This is a genomic window from Hymenobacter guriensis, assembly GCF_015773195.1.
Lineage (GTDB): Bacteria > Bacteroidota > Bacteroidia > Cytophagales > Hymenobacteraceae > Hymenobacter > Hymenobacter guriensis.
This window is the reverse complement of the sequence record NZ_JADWYK010000001.1, coordinates 692,136-715,710: the sequence shown is the minus strand read 5'-3', so window position 1 is coordinate 715,710 and position 23,575 is coordinate 692,136. Positions and strand designations below refer to the sequence as shown.

The window sequence follows — 23,575 nt, the reverse complement described above, 5'->3', positions numbered from 1 at the left end:
GGATTAGGCGCGCTTGAGCTCGAATACGGTGATTTCGGGCAGGAAGCCCACCCGGCCGTGGTAGCCGATAAAGCCCAGGCCGGCATTCACATAGAGGTACTGCTTGCCGCGCTGGTAGAGGCCGGCCCACTGCTTGTAGGCATACTGCACGGGGCTCCACTTCAGAAACGACAGGTTAATGCCGAATTGCATGCCGTGGGTGTGGCCCGAGAGCGTAAGGTCGATATCGGGGTACTCGTGCACCTGCGCGTCCCAGTGCGAGGGGTCGTGGGAAAGCAGAATTTTGAAGGGCGCGTCGCCGGAGGTGGCGTGGGCTTTGGCCAGGTTGCCATACTTGGGGAAGCGCATCTGGGCACCCCAGTTTTCCACCCCAATAATGGAAATCTTTTCGCCGTTGCGCTCCAGCGTGTGGCTTTCATCGAGCAGCAGACGCCAGCCGATTTTGGCGTGGTTCTGCTTGAGGCGGTTCAGGTTGGCCGTTTTCTCCTGGGGGCTGGGCCACTCCACGTAGTCGGCGTAGTCGTGGTTGCCGAGGATGGAAAAGATGGGCAGCTTGGACTTAATTCCCGCCAGCGTGTCGATGTGCTCTTCCACCTCCGTGGCCAGGTTGTTTACCAGGTCGCCGGTCATGACCACCAGATCAGCCTGCTGCTGGTTGATGAGGGCCACGGCGCGCTGCAGCGGCTCTTTGGAGTGAAAGGAACCCGTGTGCAAGTCGGAAATCTGCAGTAACCGGAAGCCGTCGAAGGAGGCCGGCAGGTTGGGGAAGCGCAGCGTCACGCGCCGCACCGTGTAATCGGTACCGCCCTTCACCATGCCCCAGATAAGCGACACAAATGGCACGGCCCCGGCCAGCAGGGCGGCTTTGCTCAGAAACTCACTCCGTGAAATAGCCGGGCCAGTACCGCTGCCGGCCGGCCGGCTTACGGCCTGCCAGGCCCAGCGCCCTAGGCGCACGAGGTCTTCCAGCAGCAGCGGAATAAGTATTACCAGCTTGGCGGCCAGCATAGCCAGCAACACGCCCCCAAGGTAGGACTTGAAGGAAGGATGCTCGCGCCGGTTGCTCATGGCCCAGAAACCCAGCGCCCACACCGCCACCGTGAGCACCCAGTACCCGATCAGCACCAGGCGCCGGGACGAGGAACCGGGGGCCGGAGCCAGCATCCGCACGGCTTGAAAACTATACCATTCGGCCGCCACCAGGGCCGCCAGGAAAAAGAGAGAACCAGTAAGTCGAGACATAACAGGAGGCAAAACCGTAGGCGGCGCATTTAGTTCAGCCCCGGCCCGGCAAAAGCAGCAGACGAAGATTTTGGCTTTTTACTTTAGATTTCCTTGGGATATGGTATTTTTCACATAGTTATTCCCCTTTCTATCTTACCTCTTCCTGCCCGTGACGCTATCCGAGCTGCTGTCCGACACTTCGCCCCTGCACTACGCGGCGCCTTCCTCCTTCAGCATCAAGGCCTGGGCCGAGGAAGACCGGCCCCGTGAAAAGCTGCTCCAAAAAGGTCGTGCGGCCCTTTCCGATGCCGAGCTGATGGCAATTCTGCTGGGCTCCGGCACGGCCCGGCTGTCAGCCGTGGATGTAGCCAAGCTGGTGCTCAACGCGGTGCAGAATGACCTGAACGCCCTGGCCCGCCTCTCGGTGAAGGAGCTGATGAAGCAAAAAGGTATTGGCGAAGCCAAGGCCATTACCATCATAGCGGCGCTGGAGCTGGGCCGCCGCCGCAAAGAAGCCGATGTGCCGGCTCGGGCTACCATCACCTCCTCGGCCGATATCTACCGCGTTATCCGGCCGCATCTGCAGGATTTGCCCCACGAGGAGTTCTGGGTGGTGCTACTCAACCGGGCCAACGTGGTGATGCGCACCGTGAGCATCAGCCGCGGCGGGGTAGCCGGCACCGTGGCCGACCCCAAGCTCATCTTCAAGGAAGCCCTGGAGCAGCTGGCGTCGTCCATCATCCTGGTGCACAACCACCCCAGCGGCAACCGCAATCCTTCTGCCGCCGACATTGCCCTCACCCGCAAGCTCAAGGAAGCCGGCCAGTTCCTCGACCTGCCCATCCTCGACCACCTCATCTACACCGACGCCGGCTACTACAGCTTTGCCGACGAAGGCACATTGTAGCTGCCGGTTGCCCGTTGTCAGGTGATAAAAGAACGTCATGCCGAGCGCAGCCGAGGCATCTCGCGTGCTGATGTTGTGGTGCTATTGATTACTACACGAGCGGGATGCCTCGGCTGCGCTCGGCATGGCGCTTTGTGAACAGCGGAAAACGCGCAACTGCCCCCCGGCCGCTACCTTTGTCGCATGCGCATTACCCCCAAATTCTTCATTGGCCTTGGGCTACTGGTTGTTATCGGCTATTTCCTGGCTGATCTGGTGTTTAACGACAACCAATACGCCCTGCGTCTGCGCAAAGACCGGCAGGAAAAAAACGACGCCTTCCGCCGGGTTGATGGCTCTCCGCTCAGCCAGGAGCAGCGCGACACGTTCGACAGCCTGCGCTACTTTGCGCCCAACAAGACGTACCAACTGGAAGCGCAGCTGGAAACCTTCCCGCGCCGCGACACCGTGCAAATGGCCCTCACCGATGGCAAAGCCGATGCCTACCTGCGCTGGGGCCGGGCCAAGTTCATTCTGGATAAGCAGGAGTACCAGCTCACGCTGTTTCTGAAAGCCGACGGCCAGGATTCCACGCTGTTTGTGCCTTTCACCGACAAAACCAACGGCTTCACCACCTACGGCGGGGGCCGCTACCTCGATGCTGCCTTGCCTGCCGCTGATGCCACCGAGCTGGTGCTGGACTTCAATGAGGCATACAACCCCTACTGCGCCTACAACGACAGCTACGCCTGCCCTGTGCCGCCTACCGATAACCGCCTGCCCGTGGCCATTGAAGCCGGCGAAAAAGAGTTTCATAGCCACGATGACCACGCAGATGAGTAACGGGCAAATAGTAGGCTACTCGGCCCGCAACGGCCGCATATCCAACCGGAAACCGGGTAGCACCGCCTCGCCGCTAAGCTCCTGGTCGTAGCCGCGTATTTCCTCCGCGGGCCGACCGGGGCGGTACACCCAGGCGGTTTCGGTTTCGCAATCCAGCAGGAAGCCCAGTTGCGCCCCGTTGTTCAGCCATTGCTCCATTTTGGCTTGCAGGGTGGTAGTCCGGTCCGAAGGCGACTTTACTTCCACCACGAACTCGGGGCAGACCGGCAGGAATTTGTTGCGCTCCGACACGGGCACCCGCGCCCAGGTAGCGTGGCTAAACCACGAGGCATCGGGGGAAAGTGTGGCCTTATCGGGCAATACGTAGGCCGCTGATGACTCGCGTACCTCACCAAGCCTGGTGTGTTTGTTCCACAACGTGAGTTGAAACAACACCTCATTGTTGTGTTTGCTGGAAAGTGAGCCGGCGGGGGACATAAAAATGATTTCGTGGTCGGAAGTGCGCTCCACACGCAGGTCGCGGTTGTCCTGGCAGAACTGGAAAAACTCCTCGTCGCTGAAGCGGGTGACGAGCGGGCCACGCAGTACAATAGCTTCTTCCGAAATAGCAGGGCGGTTCGACATAGAAAACAGGCGTTGCTGTACCGAAATATACACCGAAACCCCGCGAGTCAGTTCGTTTTCCGGCGCCCGCCCGAATCCGTACCTTTGCCCGAAGTCAGTTGCCGGTTGTGCGTTGTCGGTTGCCAGTTTGTGCTGGTTGTCTGAAACCGTCGGCAGGCACCTGACACTTGGCAACCGGCAACTGATTACCCAATGAAAATATCCTACGACTGGCTTCGCACGCTTATTTCCACTGATAAACCGGCCGACGAAATTGGCCGCCTGCTCACGGGCTCGGGCCTGGAAGTGGAGGGGATTGAGGAGCTGGAAAGCGTACCCGGCGGCCTGCGTGGCGTAGTGCTGGGCACGGTGCTCACCCGCGAAAAGCACCCCGATGCCGACAAGCTGAGTTTAACTACCGTAGACGTAGGCGACGCCACCCCGCGCCAGATTGTGTGCGGGGCCCCCAACGTGGCGGCCGGGCAGCGCGTGGTAGTGGCGCTGGAAGGGGCTACGCTGTACCCTACCACCGGGGAGCCGTTCAAAATCAAGAAGTCCAAAATCAGGGGAGCGGCTTCCGAAGGTATGATCTGCGCCGAGGACGAAATTGGACTAGGCCAGTCGCACGCCGGCATTATGGTGCTGGATACCGACCTGCCTAACGGCACGCCCGCCGCCAACTACTTCGGCCTGGGTTCCGATTCGGTGTTTGAAATCGGCCTCACGCCCAACCGCGCCGATGCGGCCTCCCACTTCGGGGTGGCCCGGGAGCTGCGCGCTTTGCTGCGCCAGCCCTGCCACCTGCCTGATATCAACCACTTCCACGCGTCTGCGGAAGCTTCAAAGCCTATTAGCGTAAAAATTGAAGATGCAGAGGCCAATCCGCGCTACGCCGGCTTGCTGCTGGAAGGGGTGCAGGTAGGCCCGTCGCCGGAGTGGCTGCAGCGCCGTTTGCGCAGTATCGGCCTGTCGCCCATCAACAACGTGGTGGACGTTACCAACTTCGTACTGCACGAGCTGGGCCAGCCCCTGCACGCCTTCGACGCCGACCAGATTGCCGGAAACCAGGTGCGCGTGAAGCGGGCCGAAGCCGGCGAGAAGTTCACGACCCTGGACGGCACGGAGCGCACCCTCAAAGCCGAAGACCTCGTCATTGCTGATGCCAACGGGGCGCCAATGGCGCTGGCCGGCGTGTTCGGGGGCAAAACTTCGGGCGTGTCAGACGCCACCACGCGGGTGTTTCTGGAAAGCGCCTATTTCGCCCCGGCCGTAGTGCGCAAAACCAGCCAGACCCACCAGCTCAAAACCGACGCCTCCTTCCGCTTCGAGCGGGGCACAGACCCCAACATGGTACTCATTGCCCTGAAACGCGCCGCCCTACTGCTGCAGGAAGTAGCCGGCGCCACCGTGGCCGCGCCCGTCGTGGATGAATACCCCACGCACATCGGCCACACCCCCGTGCGCCTGCGTCTGCCCCGGGTAGAAAAGCTGGTAGGCCAGTTTATTGCGCCGGAGCGCATCCGCCAGATTCTCACCGACCTCGATATTCTCATCGTGGAGGAAAAAATTCTGAATTCAGAATTAGGAATTCTGAATTCCAGCCAAGCTCCCGCAACGGAAATTCAGAATTCAGAATTCAACATTCAGAATTCTTCAGTGGAGTGGATCCTGTCGGTACCGCCGCATAAAGTGGACGTGACCCGGGAAGCCGACATCATCGAGGAAATCCTGCGCATCTACGGCTACAACCACGTGGCTTTGCGCCCGCACAACTCCGCCAGCTACCTCGCCCAGTTTCCCAACCCCGACCCGGAAATCATTCGCCAGAATACGGCGCGGCTGCTCAGCGGGCAGGGCTTTTCGGAAATCATTACCAACTCCATCACCAACTCGCTGTACTTCGAGAAAAGCGGAGAAAACAACGAGGCGCTGGTGCGGCTGCTCAACTTCAACAGCGCCGAGCTGAACATTATGCGGCCTACCATGCTGCACAGCGGCCTGGAAGTGGTACGCCACAACGTGAACCGCCGCCAGCGCGACCTGAAGCTTTACGAATTTGGAAAAACCTACCGCCGCAAAGCCGACGGTCAGTACGAAGAGCAGAACAAGCTGGTCATTTACCTCACCGGCAATACCGCCGCCGAAACCTGGCAGCAGAAGTCGGACAAGGCTACCTACCACCAGCTGGCCGGCGCGGTGCAGCAGGTACTGGCCTCTTTGGGTTTTGCGCAGCCTGCTTCGCAGCCGGTGCAGCACCCCTACCTGGCGGGCGGCCTCACGCTGCTGGCCCAAAACCAGCCGGTAGCGCAGCTGGGCGCCGTGTCATCGGCGGTACTCAAGCAGTTGGATGTGTCGCAGCCGGTGTGGTATGCCGAGCTGGACTGGGACTGGCTGATGCGCAAGTACAAGAACGCGCTGGTAGCCCGCGAACTGCCGAAGTTCCCGGAGGTGCGCCGCGACCTGAGTTTGGTGGTGGATAAGACCATTACCTTCGACCAGCTTCAGCAAATTGCCCGCCGCACCGAGAAAAAGCTCCTGCAGCAGGTGAACGTATTCGACGTGTACGAGGGCGAAAACCTGGGCGCAGGCAAGAAGAGCTACTCCGTGAGCTTCCTGCTTCAGGACCCTACCCAAACCCTCACCGACCAGGCCATCGACCAGGTGATGACGCGTCTCATCCAGCAGTTCGAGCAGCAGGCCGGGGCGCTGATTCGGAAGTAAATTGGTTTTTGGTCGCTGGTTTTTGGTTATTGGTCACCGGTTTCGGTTTTGATGCCGGGTTTTGAAAGAAGCCACGCTGTTTCTGGCGAAACATGAACACTCCTAAATCGGTCAGCAGCCAAAAACCAAAAACCACCAACGAATAACCAAAAAATGGCTTCAACCCAGCAGCTTGCTCAACTTGACCGCCTGGAGCGGCAGGTAACCACCTTAGTGGCTGCCTATCAGCAGTTGCGCGAGGAGCTGGCCGATGCCCAAACCACCATCCAGCACCTGCGCGCCGACGTGCGCGACCGGGAGCGGCAGCTCAAGGATTTCCAGAATCAGGAGAATATCACTAAACTTGTCAATACCATAGCAGGAGAACCTGCCAACGTCAACGAGCTAAAACTTCGCCTCAACGAATACATCCGCGAAATAGATAAGTGCCTTGCCTATTTGAGGGAGTAACCACCATCCAATCCTGCCCATCCGCCTGCTGATGTCCGAGCTTTCCATCAAAATCCGCCTTGCCGACCGTGACTACCCCATGCGGGTAGCTGCCCAGGACGAGGAGCGTCTGCGCCTGGCCGGGCGCATGCTCAACGAGCGGCTGCGCGAGTTTCGGGACCAGTACGGCATCCAGGACAAGCAGGACTTGCTGGCCATGCTGGCCCTGGCTACCATGGCCGACCGCCTGAAAGTGGGTAAGGAGAAGGACGGTACCGACGCAGCCCTGACCGAGCGCCTCGCGCGCCTGGACGAGCTGTTGTCGGGGGTAGTACTCGGGTAGCGGCGTAGCCGCGTACGTTTAGGAGCCCGCGGGGCCAGGGAGCAAACGGCTCCGTGGCCCGCGGCTTCGCAGTTCTCTGCTATGGGTTTCCTCACCTTCCAAAACCATAGCTCATGTCCGAAACTCTTTATATCGTCTTAGCTGCCGTGCTGGCCCTTGGGGTTGGCATAGTGCTGGGGCGCCTGCTGGCCGGCAAGGCCCGCCAGGACCACGAAGCCGACGCCAAAGCCCGCGCCCAGCAGCTGCTGACTGAGGCCGAACAGCAGGCCAACCGCATGCGCGACGAGCGGATTCAGCAATCCAAAGACAAGTTCCGCACCCTCAAGCAGGAGTTTGAGCAGGAAAGCCGCCGTCAGAAGCAAGCCCTCGACCAAGAACTCACCGAGCGCCGGGCCACCGTCGTGGAGCAGGAGCAAAGCATCAAGCAGCTCACCCAGACCACCCAGAAGCAGCTCGAGCAGATTCAGCGCAAGGAAAAAGAGCTGGACGCCACCCGCGAAAAGATTGAAACCCAGGCCCAGCAGCAGCGCGAGCGGCTGGAGGCCCAGGAAGAAAAACGCAGAAGCGTGCTCGAAAATCAGCTGGCGAAGCTGGAGCAGCGCGAGCGGGAAGTGGAAGATGAGCTCGAAACCACCCGCCAGGACCTCGGCGAGAAGCAGCGCCTAGTGCAGCAGCAGCTCGAAACCATTTCCGGCCTCACTGCCTCCGAAGCCCGCGAGCAGCTGGTAGAAAGTCTCAAGAACGAAGCCCAGATTCAGGCCAGCTCCTACATCAAGGACGTGGTGGCCCAGGCCAAGCTTACGGCTACCAAAGACGCCAAAAAGGTAGTGCTCGAAACCATCCAGCGCACGGCCGCCGAGCACGCCATTGAGAACTGCGTGTCCATTTTCAACATTGAAAGTGACGACGTAAAAGGCAAAATCATTGGCCGCGAAGGCCGCAACATTCGCGCCCTCGAAGCCGCTACCGGCGTTGAAATCATTGTGGATGACACGCCCGAGGCCATCATTATCTCCGGCTTCGACCCGGTACGCCGCGAGGTGGCCCGCCTTTCCCTGCACCTGCTGGTGAAGGACGGCCGCATTCACCCGGCCCGCATCGAGGAAATTGTGGCTAAAACCCGCAAGAACATCGACGAGGAAATCGTGGAAATCGGGGAGAAGACCATCATCGACCTCGGCATTCACGGCCTGCATCCCGAGCTTATCAAGATGGTGGGCCGCATGCGCTTCCGCTCATCCTACGGCCAAAACCTGCTCCAGCACTCCCGCGAAGTAGCTAACCTCTGCGCCACTATGGCCGCCGAGCTGGGCCTGAACGTGAAGCACGCCAAGCGCGCAGGCCTGCTGCACGATATTGGCAAAGTGAGCACCGAGGAGCCCGAGCTGCCCCACGCCATCCTGGGCATGGAAATGGCCAAGAAGTACAAGGAGCACCCCGACGTGGTCAACGCCATCGGCGCCCACCACGACGAAATCGAAATGACGGCTATGATTTCGCCCCTCGTGCAGGCTTGTGACGCCATCAGCGGCTCCCGTCCTGGTGCCCGCCGCGAGATGATGGAAAGCTACATCAAGCGCCTCAAGCAGCTGGAAGAAACGGCCGTGAGCTTTGATGGCGTGCTGCAGTGCTACGCCATCCAGGCTGGCCGCGAGTTGCGCGTGATGGTAAACGCCGACAACGTGACCGACGACCGCGCCCAGGAGCTGAGCTACGAAATTTCCCAGAAAATCGAAAAGGAAATGCAGTACCCCGGCCAGATCAAAATCACCGTCATCCGCGAAATGCGCGCCGTATCCTACGCCAAGTAGGGGAGAAATAGTAATGACAGAAACGCCCGCCGCGACGAGAGTTGCGGCGGGCGTTTCTGTTATTGGAGATATGAATCCGGTGTGACTTGGCTGAAAGTGCTAACAGCGCTCCGAGGGCAACATGCCTGAAAGGTATGGATAGAAGTTACGGCAGCTGCGAAGCCAGATACCACACAAACAGCAGGGAAAGGCCAAGCGCCGACAACCGTAGCAGGAGCCTCGTGCTGCCCGCCAGCGTAGGAGTGGGCACTGCTGAGTGCGCCCGCAGCAGCAGGGCCACCACCCGCGCCCGTTCCGTCCAAAGCAAAAACAACAGCCCCACCGTCAGCACCACCGACTGCACCAGTGCCCCCGCGTTCAGGTGGTAGAACACGTTTATAAGCACCAGATTGCCCATCACCGCCAGCAGCACAAACACCCCCAGCAGCAGCGTCCGCCGAAACAGCAGCAGCCCGGCACCCACGATCTGCAGCCCGGCCACAACCAGCCCAAACGCCACGGAATACCCGAAGTAGTACCACGTCAGCCACTCCCCCGACTGCTGGTTCATGGGCTGCGCGGCTACTTCGGCCGGTACCACGAACTGCAGCCCAAACAGCTTTTTCCAGCCAAAGCTGGCAATGTTGAAGGCCAGGCAGTAGCGGATAATCCCGTACAGCCAGCCATACACCTGCTCCGAGTTGATGCGCTGGCGCCGCTCCAGCCCCTGCCACACCACCGGAAAAACCACTGCCGCCAGCAGCGCCGCGCCCACCAGCGAAAACACCACTATCGGCGGAAACCACGCCAGGCTGCCACTGTTGCCCAGCACCAGCAGTAGCGCCGCCACTACCAGCCCCGCTACCAGGCAGGTACCAAGTTTCTGCAGAAAAGAAGACGATTCCATAGCGTAGGGCAGTGAATTGTACAGAGCTCCAATAACCACAAATTCCGCTAACTACCCCACGCCCACACACGCAAACCGCCCTTTCGTCGTTCTGGCCCCGTCCACCATCCCCGCAACCGATGCGAAACGCCTTCCGAGTAACCCTGGCCGGCTTGCCGCTGACGCTGAGCAGCTGCGCCTCCATGTACTTCCCGCCTGCTCCCAACGCGCCCCTGCTCACCCAGAAAGGCGAAGCCAGCGGAGCCGCCCAGGTCAACTTTCAGGGCAACTTCACCGCCCAGGGCGCCTACGCGGCCACCAACCACCTGGGCATCATCGGCACGGCCTCCTTCCTGCATACCGATAAAAAGAAAAAGGCCCTCGACCACGACTTCGGCGAGCTGGGCGTAGGCTATTTCACCCGCCTCAAGGATAAGCGCGTCATCGAAGCCTACGCCGGCTACGGCTTCGGCACCAGCCACCGCACCGAGCGCACCCGGGAAGGCCTCGTTACGGACCGCCGAGATGCCCGCCTCGAAAAGTATTTCGTGCAGGTAAACTACTCCTCCAAGGACAGCAAAACCGTGCACCTACTCCAGCGCGACTGGCCCATCAGCTACGGCACGGCCCTGCGCGTGAGCTACATGAACATGTACGACTTCCGCCTGAACAACCAGCCCGGCCCCAATGAAACCAACATTCTGCTTGAGCCTATTACCTGGACGCGCGTGGGGCTGTTCGGGCCGGTGCAGTTCCAGTTTATCAGCGGCAGCAACTTCGGCTTGCGCCACCGCAAGTACATGAAGGCCGCCAACTCCGTGTTCAATTTCGGCCTCATCTTCAGCGTGGGCGGGCAGCAGGGAAGGCGCTAACCGTACCGGCCGGCACCGTTTCCGGGCGGTTTGTAGAGGTCGGGTAGCGGGTGATGAAGAATACTCCCTTATTATTGGCCTGAGAAATGCGCGGCCGCGCACGGCTCAGTCATACGCTGGCCCGCAGTACAGCCCGCCAATACCCCGAAACACCAGCTAAACCCGCTCACCACCATGACCAAAATCAAAGTAGCCAACCCCGTAGTAGAGCTTGATGGCGACGAAATGACGCGCATCATCTGGAAGTTTATCAAGGACAAGCTGATTACGCCCTACCTCGACCTCGACATCAAATACTACGACCTCGGCATCGAGTACCGCGACGAAACGAACGACCAGGTGACCATCGACGCGGCCAACGCCATCAAGCAGTACGGGGTAGGCATCAAGTGCGCCACCATCACGCCCGACGAGGAGCGGGTAAAGGAATTCAACCTCAAACAGATGTGGAAGTCGCCAAACGGCACCATCCGCAACATTTTGGATGGCACCGTGTTCCGCGAGCCTATCGTGATGAGCAACGTGCCGCGCCTGGTACCTAACTGGACGGCTCCCATCTGCATCGGCCGCCACGCCTTCGGCGACCAGTACCGCGCCACCGACTTCGTGACCAAGGGCAAGGGCAAGCTCACCATCACCTTCCAGCCCGAAGACGGCGGCGAGGCGCAGTCGTTTGAGGTGTTCAACTTCAAGAGCGACGGCGTGGCTCTGGCCATGTATAACACTGATGAAAGCATCCGCGGCTTTGCGCACGCCTGCTTCAACCAGGCCCTGATGAAGGGCTGGCCGTTGTACCTGAGCACCAAGAACACCATTCTGAAGAAGTATGATGGCCGCTTCAAGGACATCTTCCAGGAGATTTACGAGCAGGACTACCTGGCCAAGTTCAAGGAAGCCGGCATCACCTACGAGCACCGCCTCATCGACGATATGGTGGCCTCGGCCCTGAAGTGGAACGGCAACTTCGTGTGGGCCTGCAAAAACTACGACGGCGACGTGCAGAGCGACACCGTGGCCCAGGGCTTCGGCTCACTCGGCCTGATGACCTCCACACTGGTGACGCCCGACGGCGGCACTATGGAAGCCGAAGCTGCCCACGGCACCGTGACGCGCCACTACCGCGACCATCAGAAAGGCAAGCCCACGAGTACCAACCCCATTGCCTCCATCTTCGCCTGGACGCGCGGCCTGGAGTTCCGCGGCAAGCTAGATGGCAACCAGGAGCTCATCGACTTCTGCCAGGCGCTTGAAGCCGTGTGCATCGAAACCGTGGAAAGTGGTAAGATGACCAAGGACCTGGCCGTCTGCATTCACGGCAACAACGTGGAGCACGGCCGCGACTACCTCTACACCGAGGAGTTCCTGGCTGCCCTGGACGAAAACCTGAAAGCCAAGCTGAGCAAATAAACGCTGTAGGCTGCTATATCAAGAGCCCGTCTGGACGTCCAGGCGGGCTCTTCGTATAGCAGCCGAGGGAAGGATGCAGGGAAGTAGCCGAGCCTGAGCTGTGGAGCGGCTTACAATTCTTCTACTTCCAGCTCCAGGTCGAAGTTGTAATCCAGCGCGTAGGTGGCTTTGGGCTCCCGCTTGCGCAGCCCCGCCTGCACCTCCGTAACGGGCATCCACCGGGCGGGCTGGTTGACCACCAAGGGGCGCCACACCCAGCTCTGGCACTGCCCGGAGCCCTCCACCATGCGAAACGCCAGCGTAGGAAACAGCCCGGTCGCCGCCAGCCGCTGGGAGCCAGAAGGCTGTGAAACCTCTACGTAGGAATAAGTTCTCACACTCTCGCCCTTCTTTAGTTTGGGGTGATGCAGGTCCAGGTCTTCGGGCGGCGTTTGGCCATCCAGGGGCCGCACCAGAATGCGGCGGCGCACGTAGGTTTCCTGTGGTTGTGTGGTCAGCCCTTCAGCTATGATGAACAGCCCTTGAGCCGGAACCACCACCCGTTGGGCGGCTACGTCGAAGCGCAGCCAGCCCTTCTTTTCGCCCGCATTGTCCGGCGTCAGCAGCAGCTTTTGCGCCAGCAGGTTCTGGGCAGCCTCAGGGGCCTGGGCGCGGGTACCGGGGCTAAGCCAGAGGTGCACGCGGCCTTCCTGGAAATTGCGGCGCGTCTCAAACAAACCGCTGGCCTTCTCGGGCATTCGGGAGCCCAGCCGCACGCGTACGGCCCGCACGAGGTAGGTGCGCGTACTGTCCGGCGGGCCATGCCACACGGCCACGCGGCTGGTGGGGAGCAGCTCGTGCCCAAACGAAGTGTACAGACCGCGCGTTTCGCCGGGCGCACTCAGCAGGCGGGCCTTCGGATGTATACGCACGGCTACTTCGGGCAAAGTACGGTGCAGAAGAACCGAGTCGACTTGGGAAATCTGCCCAAAGACGGGAAGGCTGCTCAACAGGCCGGACAGCAAAAAAGCGCCGTGCGCGGAGAGGACGCTTCGGGACATATATATTAAGAACGACAGGTTTACTTAAGCATTACCGACTGCATAGGGCTGCTTCACCGTTGCATCACGGTGCCGGGTCATCAGCTCTCAGTCGTTGCTGCAGGACAGATACGTAAGAGTCCGGCCAGTTTAAGAGATGATGCGCAGGCAGAGCGGATACGACCACAAAGTGCCTTCATTGGCCTTTACGGCCCCGATAATCGGGAAAATCACCGAAATCAGCCCCAGCGCAAGCAGCAACGGAACCCCCACCAGCACAATGCACAGCAGCCCGGCCACTGCCCCGTAAATCAGGGTGCTGATAATCCAGTTGGCCACCATTTTGCCGTGGGCATCAAGGCCGGGAATTTCATCTTTTTTGATCTGCCACAGGATGATGGGGACGATGAAGCCTGCCCCGGGCACCACTACCCCGGCCAGTTGGGAAAGGTGCAGGTAAGTCGCCCACTGGCGAAGGTTGGCGTCGGCGGTGTGCGGGTCGTTCATGGGCGAAAGGATAAGGCGAAAGGATGGCGCAAAGTAAGCGGGGCACAGCTATTTGCCATCTATAGGATAGAAGAAGTTGGCAGCGTAGAGGCTTTTACTGCTTGGTTTCAAAAAAGGCACTCAACGGACGCTTGAACAGCCCACCATTAGTGCCCACATAGACAGTATCGCCCAAGACCGCCAGGTTGCTGATGTCAACCCGCTCTAAGCCGTCATTTTCGAGTGCTCTAAGCTTGTAGCTGAAGTTATTCCAGCGCAGCGTGAATAATTGATTGGTAGTTCCAGCATGAGAAATACCTACCAGACTGTCTCCAACGGTGTAATACTCCGTGAAGGTAAAGGCGTCAGGAGTATCGGTGTAGCGCCGCCAGGTTACGCCCTTATCCAGCGACACCAGCATGGAGTTATACTCCTCTACGATGTACAACCGCCCTTGCCATTCATAGCAGGCGTCCCGTATGGTACTTTCTGGTGTGTTTACCGTCACGAGCCGAATGGTACCATCCTGCAATATTTTGTAAATACCGGCGTCTCCCATATCTGCTAGAAAGTAGTCATCAAATGATACAATCCAGCGAAGCCGCCCGGTTAGAAAAATGCTCGGCGTCGGAGCGGTTATTACCAGGGGCTGTGCCTGAATTTGCCCAGCCTGTACACTAAGCTGAGTCAGGATAAAATGCACGTTCGGGTCGGGAGCCGCCGCAGTAGAATAGGCGAACAGCAGATAATTGTTGCGGTTGATAGCAGCGAAACTGCCATGGATGCGCACATTATTGGTCTGAACATAGGTAGCCTTAGGATCAAGCTGACGCGGAATAATTTCCAGCGACCTGCCACCTCCGCTCAGCGGGGCCTTGGTTTGTAGGATAGTTACCGCCGTATCGCGCACAGGATAGGCGGTAAATACGTTGGACATAGCCATGCGCAAGTCAATGTTCGTGGGAAATCCAGCTCCAACCTGTTCATAGTAACGTCGCTTATTGTTTGGGCTGAGAATACCCAGGTAATAAGGGGTTTGTAGATAAAGCTGGTTCTCATCCTTGGTCATATTCAGAATGTACCGGCTGGTGCCCACCGCCTGCTTTATCTCCGTCCAGCTGTACACTTTATCTACTTCCTTGACTACAACTGTCTCTATTTCCTTGCGGCAGGCCGTAGTAAGTAGCAAAGCCGAGGCAGCAAGAAAAAGATTGGTCGTGGTCAGCATAAGGGTAAGACGTAAATAATTGAGGATACAAAAAAGCCCTGGTAAATGTACCGGGGCTTTTCTGGAAACAGGAATGAACGAAAAAATTACTTTCCGCTCAACACGCGCAGCATCGTATCACCAATTTCAGCGGGCGAATCCACTACGTGGATGCCGCACTCGCGCATGATGGCCATTTTGGCGGCGGCCGTGTCGTCGGCGCCGCCTACGATGGCACCGGCGTGGCCCATGCGGCGGCCGGGAGGCGCCGTCTGGCCGGCAATAAAGCCAACCACGGGTTTCTTGTTGCCGGTTTCCTTGATCCAGCGGGCCGCCTCAGCTTCCATACCGCCGCCGATTTCGCCTATCATTACGATGCCCTCGGTTTCGGGGTCGTTCATGAGCAGCTCCACGGCTTCCTTGGTGGTGGTGCCGATGATGGGGTCACCGCCGATGCCGATGGCCGTGGTTTGGCCCAGGCCGGCTTTGGTGAGCTGGTCAACGGCCTCATACGTCAGCGTACCCGACTTGGACACGATGCCCACGCGGCCTTTCTGGAAGATAAAGCCGGGCATGATGCCCACTTTGCACTCGCCGGCCGTCATCACGCCGGGGCAGTTTGGCCCGATCATGCGCAGCCCCTCGCGGCCTTTCAGGTATTCCTTCACCGCAATCATATCCTTGGTAGGAATGCCCTCGGTGATGGTCACAATCACCTTGATGCCCGCGTCGGCAGCTTCCATGATGGCGTCGGCGGCGAAAGCCGGGGGCACGAAAATGATGCTGGTATCGGCGCCGGCCTGCTCTACGGCCTCGGCCACGGTGTTGAATACGGGCCGGTCGAGGTGCTGGGTGCCGCCTTTGCCGGGCGTCACGCCGCCCACCACGTTGGTGCCGTACTCAATCATCTGCTGGGCATGGAACGAGCCTTCGGAGCCAGTAAAGCCCTGCACTATCACTTTGGAATCCTTGTTGACCAGAACACTCATAGAAGTGGGGTTAGCGGAAAATTGCGGGTTGAGGGTGGGAATTTCGCCAGCAGTCAATGGCCGCGGCGGGGCAAAAGTAGGCTTTTTTAGGTGGAGCGCGAAGCCTTGTTTGCCATTCCACCGCCAGGCCGGAATATGGTAGAGCTTACCAAGGTGTTTACCCTGATTCTGCCGCCAACTCTGGCCCGCTACCGAAGCCGCCCATCCAAAATCCGTACCTTTGCCGGCTCTCACCCAGATGATCTTTTCTGATAATGTACCTCAATAACATTGTTGAAGCCATTGGCAACACGCCCCTGGTCAGGCTCAATAAAGTAGCCGATGGCATCAAAGGCACCGTGCTGGCCAAAGTGGAATACTTCAATCCCGGCAACTCGGTGAAGGACCGCATGGCCGTGAAAATGGTGGAGGATGCCGAAAAAGCCGGTTTGCTTAAGCCGGGTGGCACCATCATCGAAGGCACCAGCGGCAATACCGGCATGGGTCTGGCGCTGGCCGCCATTGCCAAAGGCTACCAGTGCATCTTCGTGATGAGCGACAAGCAAAGCAAGGAAAAGCAGGACATTCTGCGGGCCGTGGGCGCCCAGGTGGTGGTGTGCCCGGTTGACGTGGCCCCCGAAGACCCGCGCAGCTACTACTCCGTGGCCAAACGCCTGAGCGAGGAAACGCCCAACTCGTTCTACCCCAATCAGTACGACAACATGTCGAACACGGCGGCCCACTACGAAAGCACCGGCCCCGAGCTGTGGCGTCAGACGGAAGGCACCATCACGCACCTGGCCTGCGGCGTGGGCACCGGCGGCACCATCTGCGGCACGGCCAAGTACCTGAAGGAGCAGAATCCCGACCTCGTGGCGGTAGGGCTGGATACCTACGGCTCGGTGTTCAAGAAGTACAAGGAGACGGGCATTTTCGACGAAAACGAAATTTACCCCTACAAGACCGAGGGCATCGGCGAAGATATTCTGCCCAAGAATGTTAACTTCGACCTCATCGACCTGTTCATCAAGGTAACCGACCAAGATGCCGCCGTGATGACGCGGCGCCTGGCCAAAGAAGAAGGGCTGTTCGTGGGCTGGTCGTGCGGCTCGGCCGTACATGGCGCGCTGGAATACGCAAAAGAACACCTCAAGGAGGGCGACACCATGGTCATTATCCTGCCCGACCACGGCACGCGCTACCTCGGCAAAATATACAACGACGACTGGATGCGCGCCCAGGGCTGGCTGTAAGCCACCTCCGTTTTCGCCCCGGCCTTATGGTATTTCCTATGACGCAGAAGTTGCAAAGCATCGTCCTGGTAGACGACAACGAAACTACCAGCTTCCTGAACAACCGCCTGCTCAACCGCCTGGAAGTGGCCGAGCAGATTCAGACCTTTTCCAAGGCCGAGCAGGCATTTCAGGAACTGTGGGGCAGCCAAAATGCGGAGCCCCGCGCCGACGCACCTAATCTGGTGTTCGTAGACCTGAAAATGCCCGGTATGGATGGCTTCGAGTTCCTGGAGCTGTTCAATAAGCTGCCCGAGGCGGTGCGCGAAAAAACCGTCATGGCCGTACTCACTACCTCCATGCACGCCGCCGACACTGCCCGCGTGGCCCAGTATCCCGGCGTGGAGTACCTGGCCAAACCCCTCACCGAGGAGAAAATACAGAAACTGCTGAAAAAGCGGTTTTAACCCGTATGGCGGGTAAGTAACGTGTCATTGCGAGCAGCGCGAAGCAATCCGTCCTGAACAATACCAGCCCCGTTCTTTTACCAGAAAGCCCCTGACATCCGCGTGGATGTCAGGGGCTTTTCACGTCTCAGGGTTTGGTGCGTTGCCCAGGACGGATTGCTTCGGACAATGGCTTGATGCGCCACATGCCTCGCAATGACCGCGAAAAACAATACTTGCAGCTACACCACGGCTTCCACAAACCGGAAGGCTTCCCCGTCGAAGAGGCCTTTGTCGCTGAGCTTGAGGCTGGGAATCACCAGCAGGGCCATAAACGACAGCGTCATGAACGGGGCCTGCAGTGGGGAGCCGAGCTGCTTGGCCAGGGCATCCACGGCGGCGTAGGCTTCGGCCACGTGGTAGCCTTCTCGGTCCGACATAAGGCCGGCTACCGGCAGGGGCAGAATCAGCTCTTGCCCGTTGGGGCCCACGGCCGCCAGGCCGCCCCGCGCTTCCATCACCAGGTTCACGGCCCGAGCCAGGCTTTCATCGTCGCAGCCCACGGCCGTGATGTTATGGGAGTCGTGTCCCACGGAGCTGGCCAGGGCGCCGCCTTTCAGCCCGAAGCCTTGGATGAAGGCCACGGCCGGCGCGGCCGCTTGGTAGCGGTTCACCACGCTCAGCTTCAGAATATCCCGCGCTACATCCGGCAGCACCAGGCCGTTTCCTACGCGGGCGGGCACGTCGTGGCGGGCCGTAATCAACTGCCCGTCGAAGCACTCAATGACTCTTATGGTTGATTGTTGGTTTTTGGTTTTTGGCACTTGTAGCTCGAAGTCGGCAGCCTGCACGGTGGATGCCACAAAGTTGTTTACCACGGCTACGGGCACGGCCGGAATGCGCGTCTGCCCGCTTTCGGCCACCAACTGTCCATCCAGGTAGGTTTGCCGTACCCGGAAATCGGTCAGGTCGTCTACCACGATAAAGTCGGCCGCGTCGCCCACGCGGAGCAAACCTACGGGCAGGCGGTAGTGCTCCACGGGGTTGCGGCAGGCCACGCGCAGCACCTTCAGCACCTCCTGGCCGCGGGCCACGGCGCGCTGCACCAGCTGGTTGATGTGGCCCAGCACCAGCGTGTCGGGGTGCTTGTCGTCCGAGCAGAACATCAGGTTTTCGTAGTGCGCCGGCAACAAGTCAATCAGGGCCTCGAAATTGCGGGCTGCGGAGCCTTCCCGAATCAGGATTTTCATACCCACGGCCAACTTGTCCAGGGCTTCTTCGGCCGTGAAGCACTCGTGGTCGGTGCTGATGCCGGCTTCGGCGTAGCGGCGGGCTTCCGCGCCGCGCAGGCCGGGCGCGTGTCCATCCACCGGGCGTCCGTACTGCTGAGCCAGCCTGATTTTCTCCATCACGCCGGCGTCGCGGCTTAGCACGCCGGGCCAGTTCATCATTTCAGCCAGGTAGCCGATTTCAGGGTGCTCTTTGAATAACAGCTCGATGTCGGCGGCCGTTATTTCGGCACCGGCTGTTTCAAATGGCGTGGCCGGCACGCACGATGGGGCTCCGAAGCAGAACTTAAACGGCACCTGAGCCCCGTTTTGGAGCATGTACTGCACGCCCGCCACGCCCAGCACGTTCCCGATTTCGTGGGGGTCCGACACAGTAGCCACGGTGCCGTGCGTGACGGCCAGTCGGGCAAACTCCGAGGGCACCAGCAGGGAGCTTTCCACGTGCACGTGGGCATCCACAAAGCCCGGCAGGGCGTAGGGGAGGGCCGCATCGGGCTCGGTAGCACCGGTAGGCTCAATGGCCGCAATGCGACCGGCGGCTACCCGCACCGTGGCGGGGCGGATGGTGTTGGCAAACAAGTCGACCACGTTGGCCAGCAGGGAGAAATCGGCAGACATAGGCAGCATACTACAAGGGCAACGGGTGGCGTTGCGGGGTAAAGAACCTTAACTTTACGTACATTTTAGCAAGGTTTCCGCCGTGAGAAAGAGTATTTCCCTGTTTTTGGTCGCGTGCATGCTGCTTTCCGTGGGCAGTGCCGCTACAGGCTGCGCGCGCCACTCGTCCCTGCAAAAGAAAACGGCCTCCTACAAGCGCAAAGCCAAGAGCGGCAAGATTCCCTGCCCCTGCGAAAGTCATTAGGCTGGCAGTGTTTATTTTAATGCATAAAGCATATCAGTATGAGACCAACTGCTATCTATAAGCTATTATTTGCCGTAGGGCTGGGTTTGCTGGCCAGCTCAGCGCAGGCCCAGTACGGAAATAATGCCCTGCCGAAAATTATCACGTACAAGCCGGGCGTTTACCAGCTGCAGGATGGGAGTTGGCATACCGGTCAGCTGTACGCCGATGCCGGCGAGCATCTGCGGGTACGCAACCCCAACGATAAAAAGATAACGGAATACCAACCCATCGAAGTGCAAACATTCGTGTTGGCTAACGACACTTTCAGAGTGGTGCGGGGAGTGGATATTTCGGCCCGCCGTCGCCTGTCCAGCGCCTTTGCCAGGCAGCTTTACCGGGCAGGCAGTTTCACCGTTTTCGAGTTGGAGCATGGAGTTCCGGGGGCAGCGGGCTTCCTGGCTTCCGGTGTCACGGAACAGTATAGCCTGATCGTCCAGCCACGTACCGGCGACGGGGTGCGGGTGCCTGCCGCCAGAGGGGCGTTCGAAAAAGCCATGCTGCCCCTGTTTGGTGATTGTCCGGAACTAGCCACTAAAATCAAGGCAGGCAAACTGGGCAAGCAGCACCTGCGCGAAATTCTGACCACCTACATCCAGTGGCAGCGTACAAACTCACAACCCAGCAGCCAGCAATAGCTCAAATTTGTCATTCATGCCTTCCGAATCTCCCCTTGCCGCCCTGCACGCCGCCGCCGAGGCCGTGCGCCAGCAGCTTCAGGTAAATACCTTCGACGCTGCCGCCGTGCAGCGCCTCACCGACTTCATCGAAGCGCAGCGCGCCACCATCCAGCCCGCCGACCGCGAAGGCGTGGTGATGGCGCTGGGCTGTTTTCTGGGCCAGTGCCTGGTAGATACCTACCGGGGCGAGTGGGCCGCCGGGCCCGATGGCAGCACGGGTGTGGGCCTGGCAGGTAAATTATTTTTCAACCCCTTCTATCTGGTGAGTGAGCAGCTCACCAAGGGCCGGGAACAGTCGGTGGCCGGTTTTTTTGCTGGTATTCCGGCCCGTTTGGCAACTACCGGACAGCGTAAAAGCTGGATTAAATAAGAATTTTCAAACAAAAATTTCATTTTTCCGCGCTGATTAAATATACTTACTCAACCCACCCTGAGTCCACCCGGAAACACACCTATGGTTGAGTAAACTGGTCAGCTGAGAAGCTGGTCGCAACGAGCAGTGGAAGAACTACGTGCAGCCGCCGAAGCAGTGCGGCAAAACCTGAACATTTCGTCCTTCGACGAAAAAGCCGTGCAAACGCTGGCTCAGTTCATTGAAAAAGAGCGCGCCAGCGTGCCTGCCAACGAGCAGGCCGGCGTCATCAATGCCCTTGGGTGTTTCCTGGGCGAGTGTATTGCCCGCACGTTTGGGGGCCACTGGCACCGCACCGACAGCGGGGAAGTGGGCATCCGGCTGGGCAGCCGCACCTTTATCAACCCCTTCGGAACCGTCGAAAAACAGCTGCTGCACGGCGCCGTCGACGCCGTATTGAGCTTGTTTCGGGAGGTGGCGCCCACGTTGGCGCCGGTAGCCGTAACGCGGAGAACGTGGATACCGCTACCTTTGCCCCCGCGCCGATCCATTTCATCATGAAACAACTCGTCATTGCCATTGATGGCTACTCCTCGTGCGGAAAAAGCACCACGGCCAAGGCCGTTGCCGCTGAGTTAGGCTACGCCTACATCGACACGGGAGCCATGTACCGGGCAGTGACGCTGTATTTGCTGGAGCACAGCATCAGTTTCGACGATTTGCCGCGCATCGAGCAGGCTCTGCACGATATGACGATTTCGTTTAAGCGCAACCGCCGCACGGGCCGCAACGAACTGTGTCTGGATGGCACCATTCGCGAAGACGAAATCCGGCAGATGCGCATTTCCAACTCTGTGAGCGAAGTGTCGGTGATTCCGGCCGTGCGCCACGCCATGGTGCGCCAGCAGCAGCGCATGGGCCGCAAGCGCGGCATCGTGATGGATGGGCGCGACATCGGCACCACCGTATTTCCGGACGCCGAGGTGAAAATCTTCATGACGGCCGACACCCGCACGCGCGCCCTGCGCCGCCAGGAAGAGCTGGCCGTGAAGGGCGAGCAGGTAGCGCTGGAAGACATCATCGACAACCTCGTGAAGCGTGACCACCTCGATTCGACGCGGGCCGAAAGCCCCCTGCGCCGGGCTTCCGACGCGGTGCTGCTCGATACCTCGCATATCACCATCGACGAGCAGGTTGATTTCGTCCTGGAACGCGTTTCGGCCGTACTACTGGCTACGGCCGCCGCCGACTCGGGCTGGTGGGCCGGCAGTGAATCCGTGCGCTAGCGGCTGTTCATATTCGGGCGCGAAAGTTGCACCAAACGCGGGCTTGCGTTGTAGACACAGAATCCATGAACGTTACCATCGATAAAAATTCCGGCTACTGCTTCGGCGTCGAATTTGCCATTCAGATGGCCGAAGACGAGCTGGCGCACGAGCCGACGCTGTATTGCCTGGGCGACATCGTGCACAACCGTATGGAAGTGGAGCGCCTGCACGCCCTGGGTTTGCGCATCATCGACCGGGAGCAGCTCGGCACCCTGCACGACTGCAAGGTGCTGATTCGGGCCCACGGCGAGCCGCCGGAAACCTACCAGCTGGCCTTGCAGAACAACCTGGAGCTGATTGATGCTTCCTGCCCGGTGGTGCTTAAGCTGCAGAACCGCGTAAAGCACGCTTTCGACGTCACCACGCGCCAGGATGGCCAGATTGTGCTCTACGGCCAGCCTGGCCACGCCGAGGTAACGGGCCTGAACGGACAGACCGGCAACCGCGCCATCATTGTGATGCACGAGGAAGACCTTGAACAGATTGACTTCACGCGGCCCGTTACCCTGTTCAGCCAGACCACCAAAAGCACGGCGGGCTTCTACCGCATGAAGCAGCTTATCGAGGAGCGCATTCAGGCGGCCGGCGGCTCTTTGGAGGCCTTTGATGCCAACGACAGCATCTGCCGACAGGTAAGCAACCGGGAGCCGGCTCTGCGCCGCTTTGCTACCGAGCACGACGTTATCATCTTCGTGAGCGGGCGCAAAAGCTCCAACGGCAAGGCCCTGTTCTCGGTCGTTAATCAAACCAACCCGCGCAGCTACTTCGTGGAAAACGAGCAGGAACTGGATGAATCCTGGTTTGAGGAGGCGCACTCGGTGGGCATCTGCGGAGCTACCAGCACGCCCATGTGGCTGATGCAGCGCGTAGCCGACCGGATTTCGATTGTGCCTGAAGCGGCCGTCTAGATCCGTCAACTGATTTGAGTGTAGTAATTTTCTCAGGCCCGGCCGTTTTGGCCGGGCTTTCTTGCGTAGCTTCCGCCTGCCATGGGTAAACTCATTAAATATTTTCTCAACGGGCTGCTGCTGGTAGCGCCCATCGTGCTGACGGTGTACATCCTGGTGGCCCTGTTTTTCTGGGTCGACGGACTGATGAACATCGACAGTGAAAAATACCCGGGCCTGGGGCTGCTCACCATGTTTGTGCTCGTGACGGTGGTCGGGTTTATTGCCCGCTCCCTGGCTGTGCGCCCCTTGCTGGTGCTGGCCGAGCGGATTCTGCACCGCACTCCGCTGGTCAGCATCATCTACTCCAGCCTGAAGGACTTGTTTGATGCCTTCGTGGGCGACAACCAGAAGTTCAACCGCCCCGTGCTGGTGTGCGTGAACGAGGAAACCAAAGCCTACCGCCTTGGCTTTGCCACCTGCGACGACATTGCCGGTCTGCACCGCCCCGAGCTGATGGCCGTGTACTATCCGCACTCCTACAACTTCTCTGGCGAGCTGCAGCTGGTGCCCAAGGAAAGCGTAACCTACCTAGAGCTGCCCAGCAGCGAAGTCATGAAGTTCATCGTCTCGGGTGGCGTCTCGAAGCTGTAAGTGCGTGATGAGGTGACAGGCAACACGTGACAGATAGCCCTGGCGGCAGACTTAGCCCGTACCGCGGGCGCGTCTGCCCGCCGACGGATAGAAGCCAGTCTCTTGACTGGCGGCCGCCCCAG

23 protein-coding genes and 1 pseudogene are annotated in these 23,575 nt (G+C 59.5%); 16 read left to right on the top strand and 8 right to left on the bottom strand.

The annotated features are described in order from the left end of the window. Positions 1–3: 3 nt before the first annotated feature. Positions 4–1,242: a metallophosphoesterase gene (locus tag I5L79_RS03215; protein ID WP_196953565.1), complete on the bottom strand. Its 1,239-nt coding sequence runs from the start codon at positions 1,240–1,242 to the stop codon at positions 4–6. Positions 1,243–1,429: 187 nt separating this feature from the next. Between I5L79_RS03215 and radC the strand changes: the two genes are divergently transcribed. Further along, the gene (radC, locus tag I5L79_RS03210; protein ID WP_196953635.1) at positions 1,430–2,131 is read left to right on the top strand and encodes a RadC family protein; all 702 of its coding nucleotides are present in this window, start codon (positions 1,430–1,432) and stop codon (positions 2,129–2,131) included. Between the two features lie 183 nt (positions 2,132–2,314). Further along, entirely contained in the window at positions 2,315–2,953 is a 639-nt protein-coding gene (locus I5L79_RS03205) for a DUF1684 domain-containing protein (RefSeq protein ID WP_196953564.1), read from the top strand. Positions 2,954–2,968: 15 nt separating this feature from the next. Here the strand turns inward: I5L79_RS03205 and I5L79_RS03200 are convergent, their stop codons facing one another. Next, the gene (locus I5L79_RS03200) at positions 2,969–3,577 is read right to left on the bottom strand and encodes a Uma2 family endonuclease (protein WP_196953563.1); all 609 of its coding nucleotides are present in this window, start codon (positions 3,575–3,577) and stop codon (positions 2,969–2,971) included. Positions 3,578–3,769: 192 nt separating this feature from the next. Here I5L79_RS03200 and pheT point away from each other — a divergent pair, with 192 nt between their 5' ends. The 4 genes from pheT (at position 3,770) to rny (ending at position 8,860) form a co-directional block, all read left to right on the top strand. Next, positions 3,770–6,277, top strand: a complete 2,508-nt coding sequence (gene pheT / locus I5L79_RS03195) for a phenylalanine--tRNA ligase subunit beta (protein ID WP_196953562.1) — start codon at positions 3,770–3,772, stop codon at positions 6,275–6,277. A 153-nt stretch (positions 6,278–6,430) separates the two neighbouring features. Then, positions 6,431–6,727 (top strand): hypothetical protein, encoded by a 297-nt coding sequence (locus tag I5L79_RS03190; RefSeq protein WP_196953561.1) that lies wholly within the window; start codon positions 6,431–6,433, stop codon positions 6,725–6,727. A 31-nt stretch (positions 6,728–6,758) separates the two neighbouring features. Continuing rightward, a complete protein-coding gene (locus I5L79_RS03185) occupies positions 6,759–7,049 on the top strand; it encodes a cell division protein ZapA (protein ID WP_196953560.1) in 291 nt (96 codons plus the stop codon). 113 nt (positions 7,050–7,162) lie between these two features. Beyond that, entirely contained in the window at positions 7,163–8,860 is a 1,698-nt protein-coding gene (gene rny / locus I5L79_RS03180; RefSeq protein ID WP_196953559.1) for a ribonuclease Y, read from the top strand. A 145-nt stretch (positions 8,861–9,005) separates the two neighbouring features. Here the strand turns inward: rny and I5L79_RS03175 are convergent, their stop codons facing one another. Next, complete coding sequence (locus I5L79_RS03175) at positions 9,006–9,746, bottom strand: hypothetical protein (RefSeq protein WP_196953558.1); 741 nt, start codon at positions 9,744–9,746, stop codon at positions 9,006–9,008. 119 nt (positions 9,747–9,865) lie between these two features. Here I5L79_RS03175 and I5L79_RS03170 point away from each other — a divergent pair, with 119 nt between their 5' ends. Then, positions 9,866–10,597: a hypothetical protein gene (locus I5L79_RS03170; RefSeq protein ID WP_196953557.1), complete on the top strand. Its 732-nt coding sequence runs from the start codon at positions 9,866–9,868 to the stop codon at positions 10,595–10,597. A gap of 174 nt (positions 10,598–10,771) precedes the next feature. Beyond that, complete coding sequence (locus tag I5L79_RS03165) at positions 10,772–12,004, top strand: NADP-dependent isocitrate dehydrogenase (protein WP_196953556.1); 1,233 nt, start codon at positions 10,772–10,774, stop codon at positions 12,002–12,004. 110 nt (positions 12,005–12,114) lie between these two features. Here the strand turns inward: I5L79_RS03165 and I5L79_RS03160 are convergent, their stop codons facing one another. From I5L79_RS03160 to sucD, 4 genes are all read right to left on the bottom strand, one after another. Then, positions 12,115–13,044, bottom strand: coding sequence for a hypothetical protein (locus I5L79_RS03160; protein ID WP_196953555.1), 930 nt, complete (start codon positions 13,042–13,044; stop codon positions 12,115–12,117). Positions 13,045–13,173: 129 nt separating this feature from the next. Continuing rightward, positions 13,174–13,530: a DUF4870 domain-containing protein gene (locus I5L79_RS03155; protein ID WP_196953554.1), complete on the bottom strand. Its 357-nt coding sequence runs from the start codon at positions 13,528–13,530 to the stop codon at positions 13,174–13,176. A gap of 94 nt (positions 13,531–13,624) precedes the next feature. After that, on the bottom strand, positions 13,625–14,737 hold the full coding sequence (locus I5L79_RS03150) for a hypothetical protein (RefSeq protein WP_196953553.1): 1,113 nt from the start codon (positions 14,735–14,737) through the stop codon (positions 13,625–13,627). An 86-nt stretch (positions 14,738–14,823) separates the two neighbouring features. After that, positions 14,824–15,705 carry a succinate--CoA ligase subunit alpha gene (gene sucD / locus I5L79_RS03145; RefSeq protein WP_149072193.1) on the bottom strand — a complete coding sequence of 294 codons (882 nt, stop codon included), beginning with the start codon at positions 15,703–15,705 and terminating at the stop codon, positions 14,824–14,826. A gap of 254 nt (positions 15,706–15,959) precedes the next feature. On the opposite strand from sucD, the pseudogene I5L79_RS03140 reads away from it, so the two are divergent. After that, positions 15,960–16,934 (top strand): annotated as a pseudogene (locus I5L79_RS03140) (PLP-dependent cysteine synthase family protein); the annotation flags it as partial. A 41-nt stretch (positions 16,935–16,975) separates the two neighbouring features. Further along, positions 16,976–17,383, top strand: coding sequence for a response regulator (locus I5L79_RS03135; RefSeq protein WP_196953551.1), 408 nt, complete (start codon positions 16,976–16,978; stop codon positions 17,381–17,383). Positions 17,384–17,604: 221 nt separating this feature from the next. Here the strand turns inward: I5L79_RS03135 and ade are convergent, their stop codons facing one another. Continuing rightward, complete coding sequence (gene ade / locus I5L79_RS03130; protein WP_196953634.1) at positions 17,605–19,269, bottom strand: adenine deaminase; 1,665 nt, start codon at positions 19,267–19,269, stop codon at positions 17,605–17,607. 282 nt (positions 19,270–19,551) lie between these two features. Here ade and I5L79_RS03125 point away from each other — a divergent pair, with 282 nt between their 5' ends. The 6 genes from I5L79_RS03125 to I5L79_RS03100 all read left to right on the top strand — a co-directional run bounded on the left by I5L79_RS03125 (position 19,552) and on the right by I5L79_RS03100 (position 23,453). Continuing rightward, entirely contained in the window at positions 19,552–20,190 is a 639-nt protein-coding gene (locus tag I5L79_RS03125) for a hypothetical protein (protein WP_196953550.1), read from the top strand. A gap of 16 nt (positions 20,191–20,206) precedes the next feature. Next, positions 20,207–20,602, top strand: coding sequence for a hypothetical protein (locus I5L79_RS03120; RefSeq protein WP_196953549.1), 396 nt, complete (start codon positions 20,207–20,209; stop codon positions 20,600–20,602). Between the two features lie 129 nt (positions 20,603–20,731). Further along, on the top strand, positions 20,732–21,145 hold the full coding sequence (locus I5L79_RS03115) for a hypothetical protein (RefSeq protein WP_196953548.1): 414 nt from the start codon (positions 20,732–20,734) through the stop codon (positions 21,143–21,145). Beyond that, on the top strand, positions 21,142–21,870 hold the full coding sequence (gene cmk, locus I5L79_RS03110; protein ID WP_196953547.1) for a (d)CMP kinase: 729 nt from the start codon (positions 21,142–21,144) through the stop codon (positions 21,868–21,870). Before I5L79_RS03115 ends, cmk begins: the two co-directional genes overlap by 4 nt. Before the next feature lie 65 nt (positions 21,871–21,935). Beyond that, positions 21,936–22,820, top strand: coding sequence for a 4-hydroxy-3-methylbut-2-enyl diphosphate reductase (locus tag I5L79_RS03105; protein ID WP_196953546.1), 885 nt, complete (start codon positions 21,936–21,938; stop codon positions 22,818–22,820). An 81-nt stretch (positions 22,821–22,901) separates the two neighbouring features. Continuing rightward, a complete protein-coding gene (locus I5L79_RS03100; protein ID WP_196953545.1) occupies positions 22,902–23,453 on the top strand; it encodes a DUF502 domain-containing protein in 552 nt (183 codons plus the stop codon). Positions 23,454–23,575 lie beyond the last annotated feature (122 nt).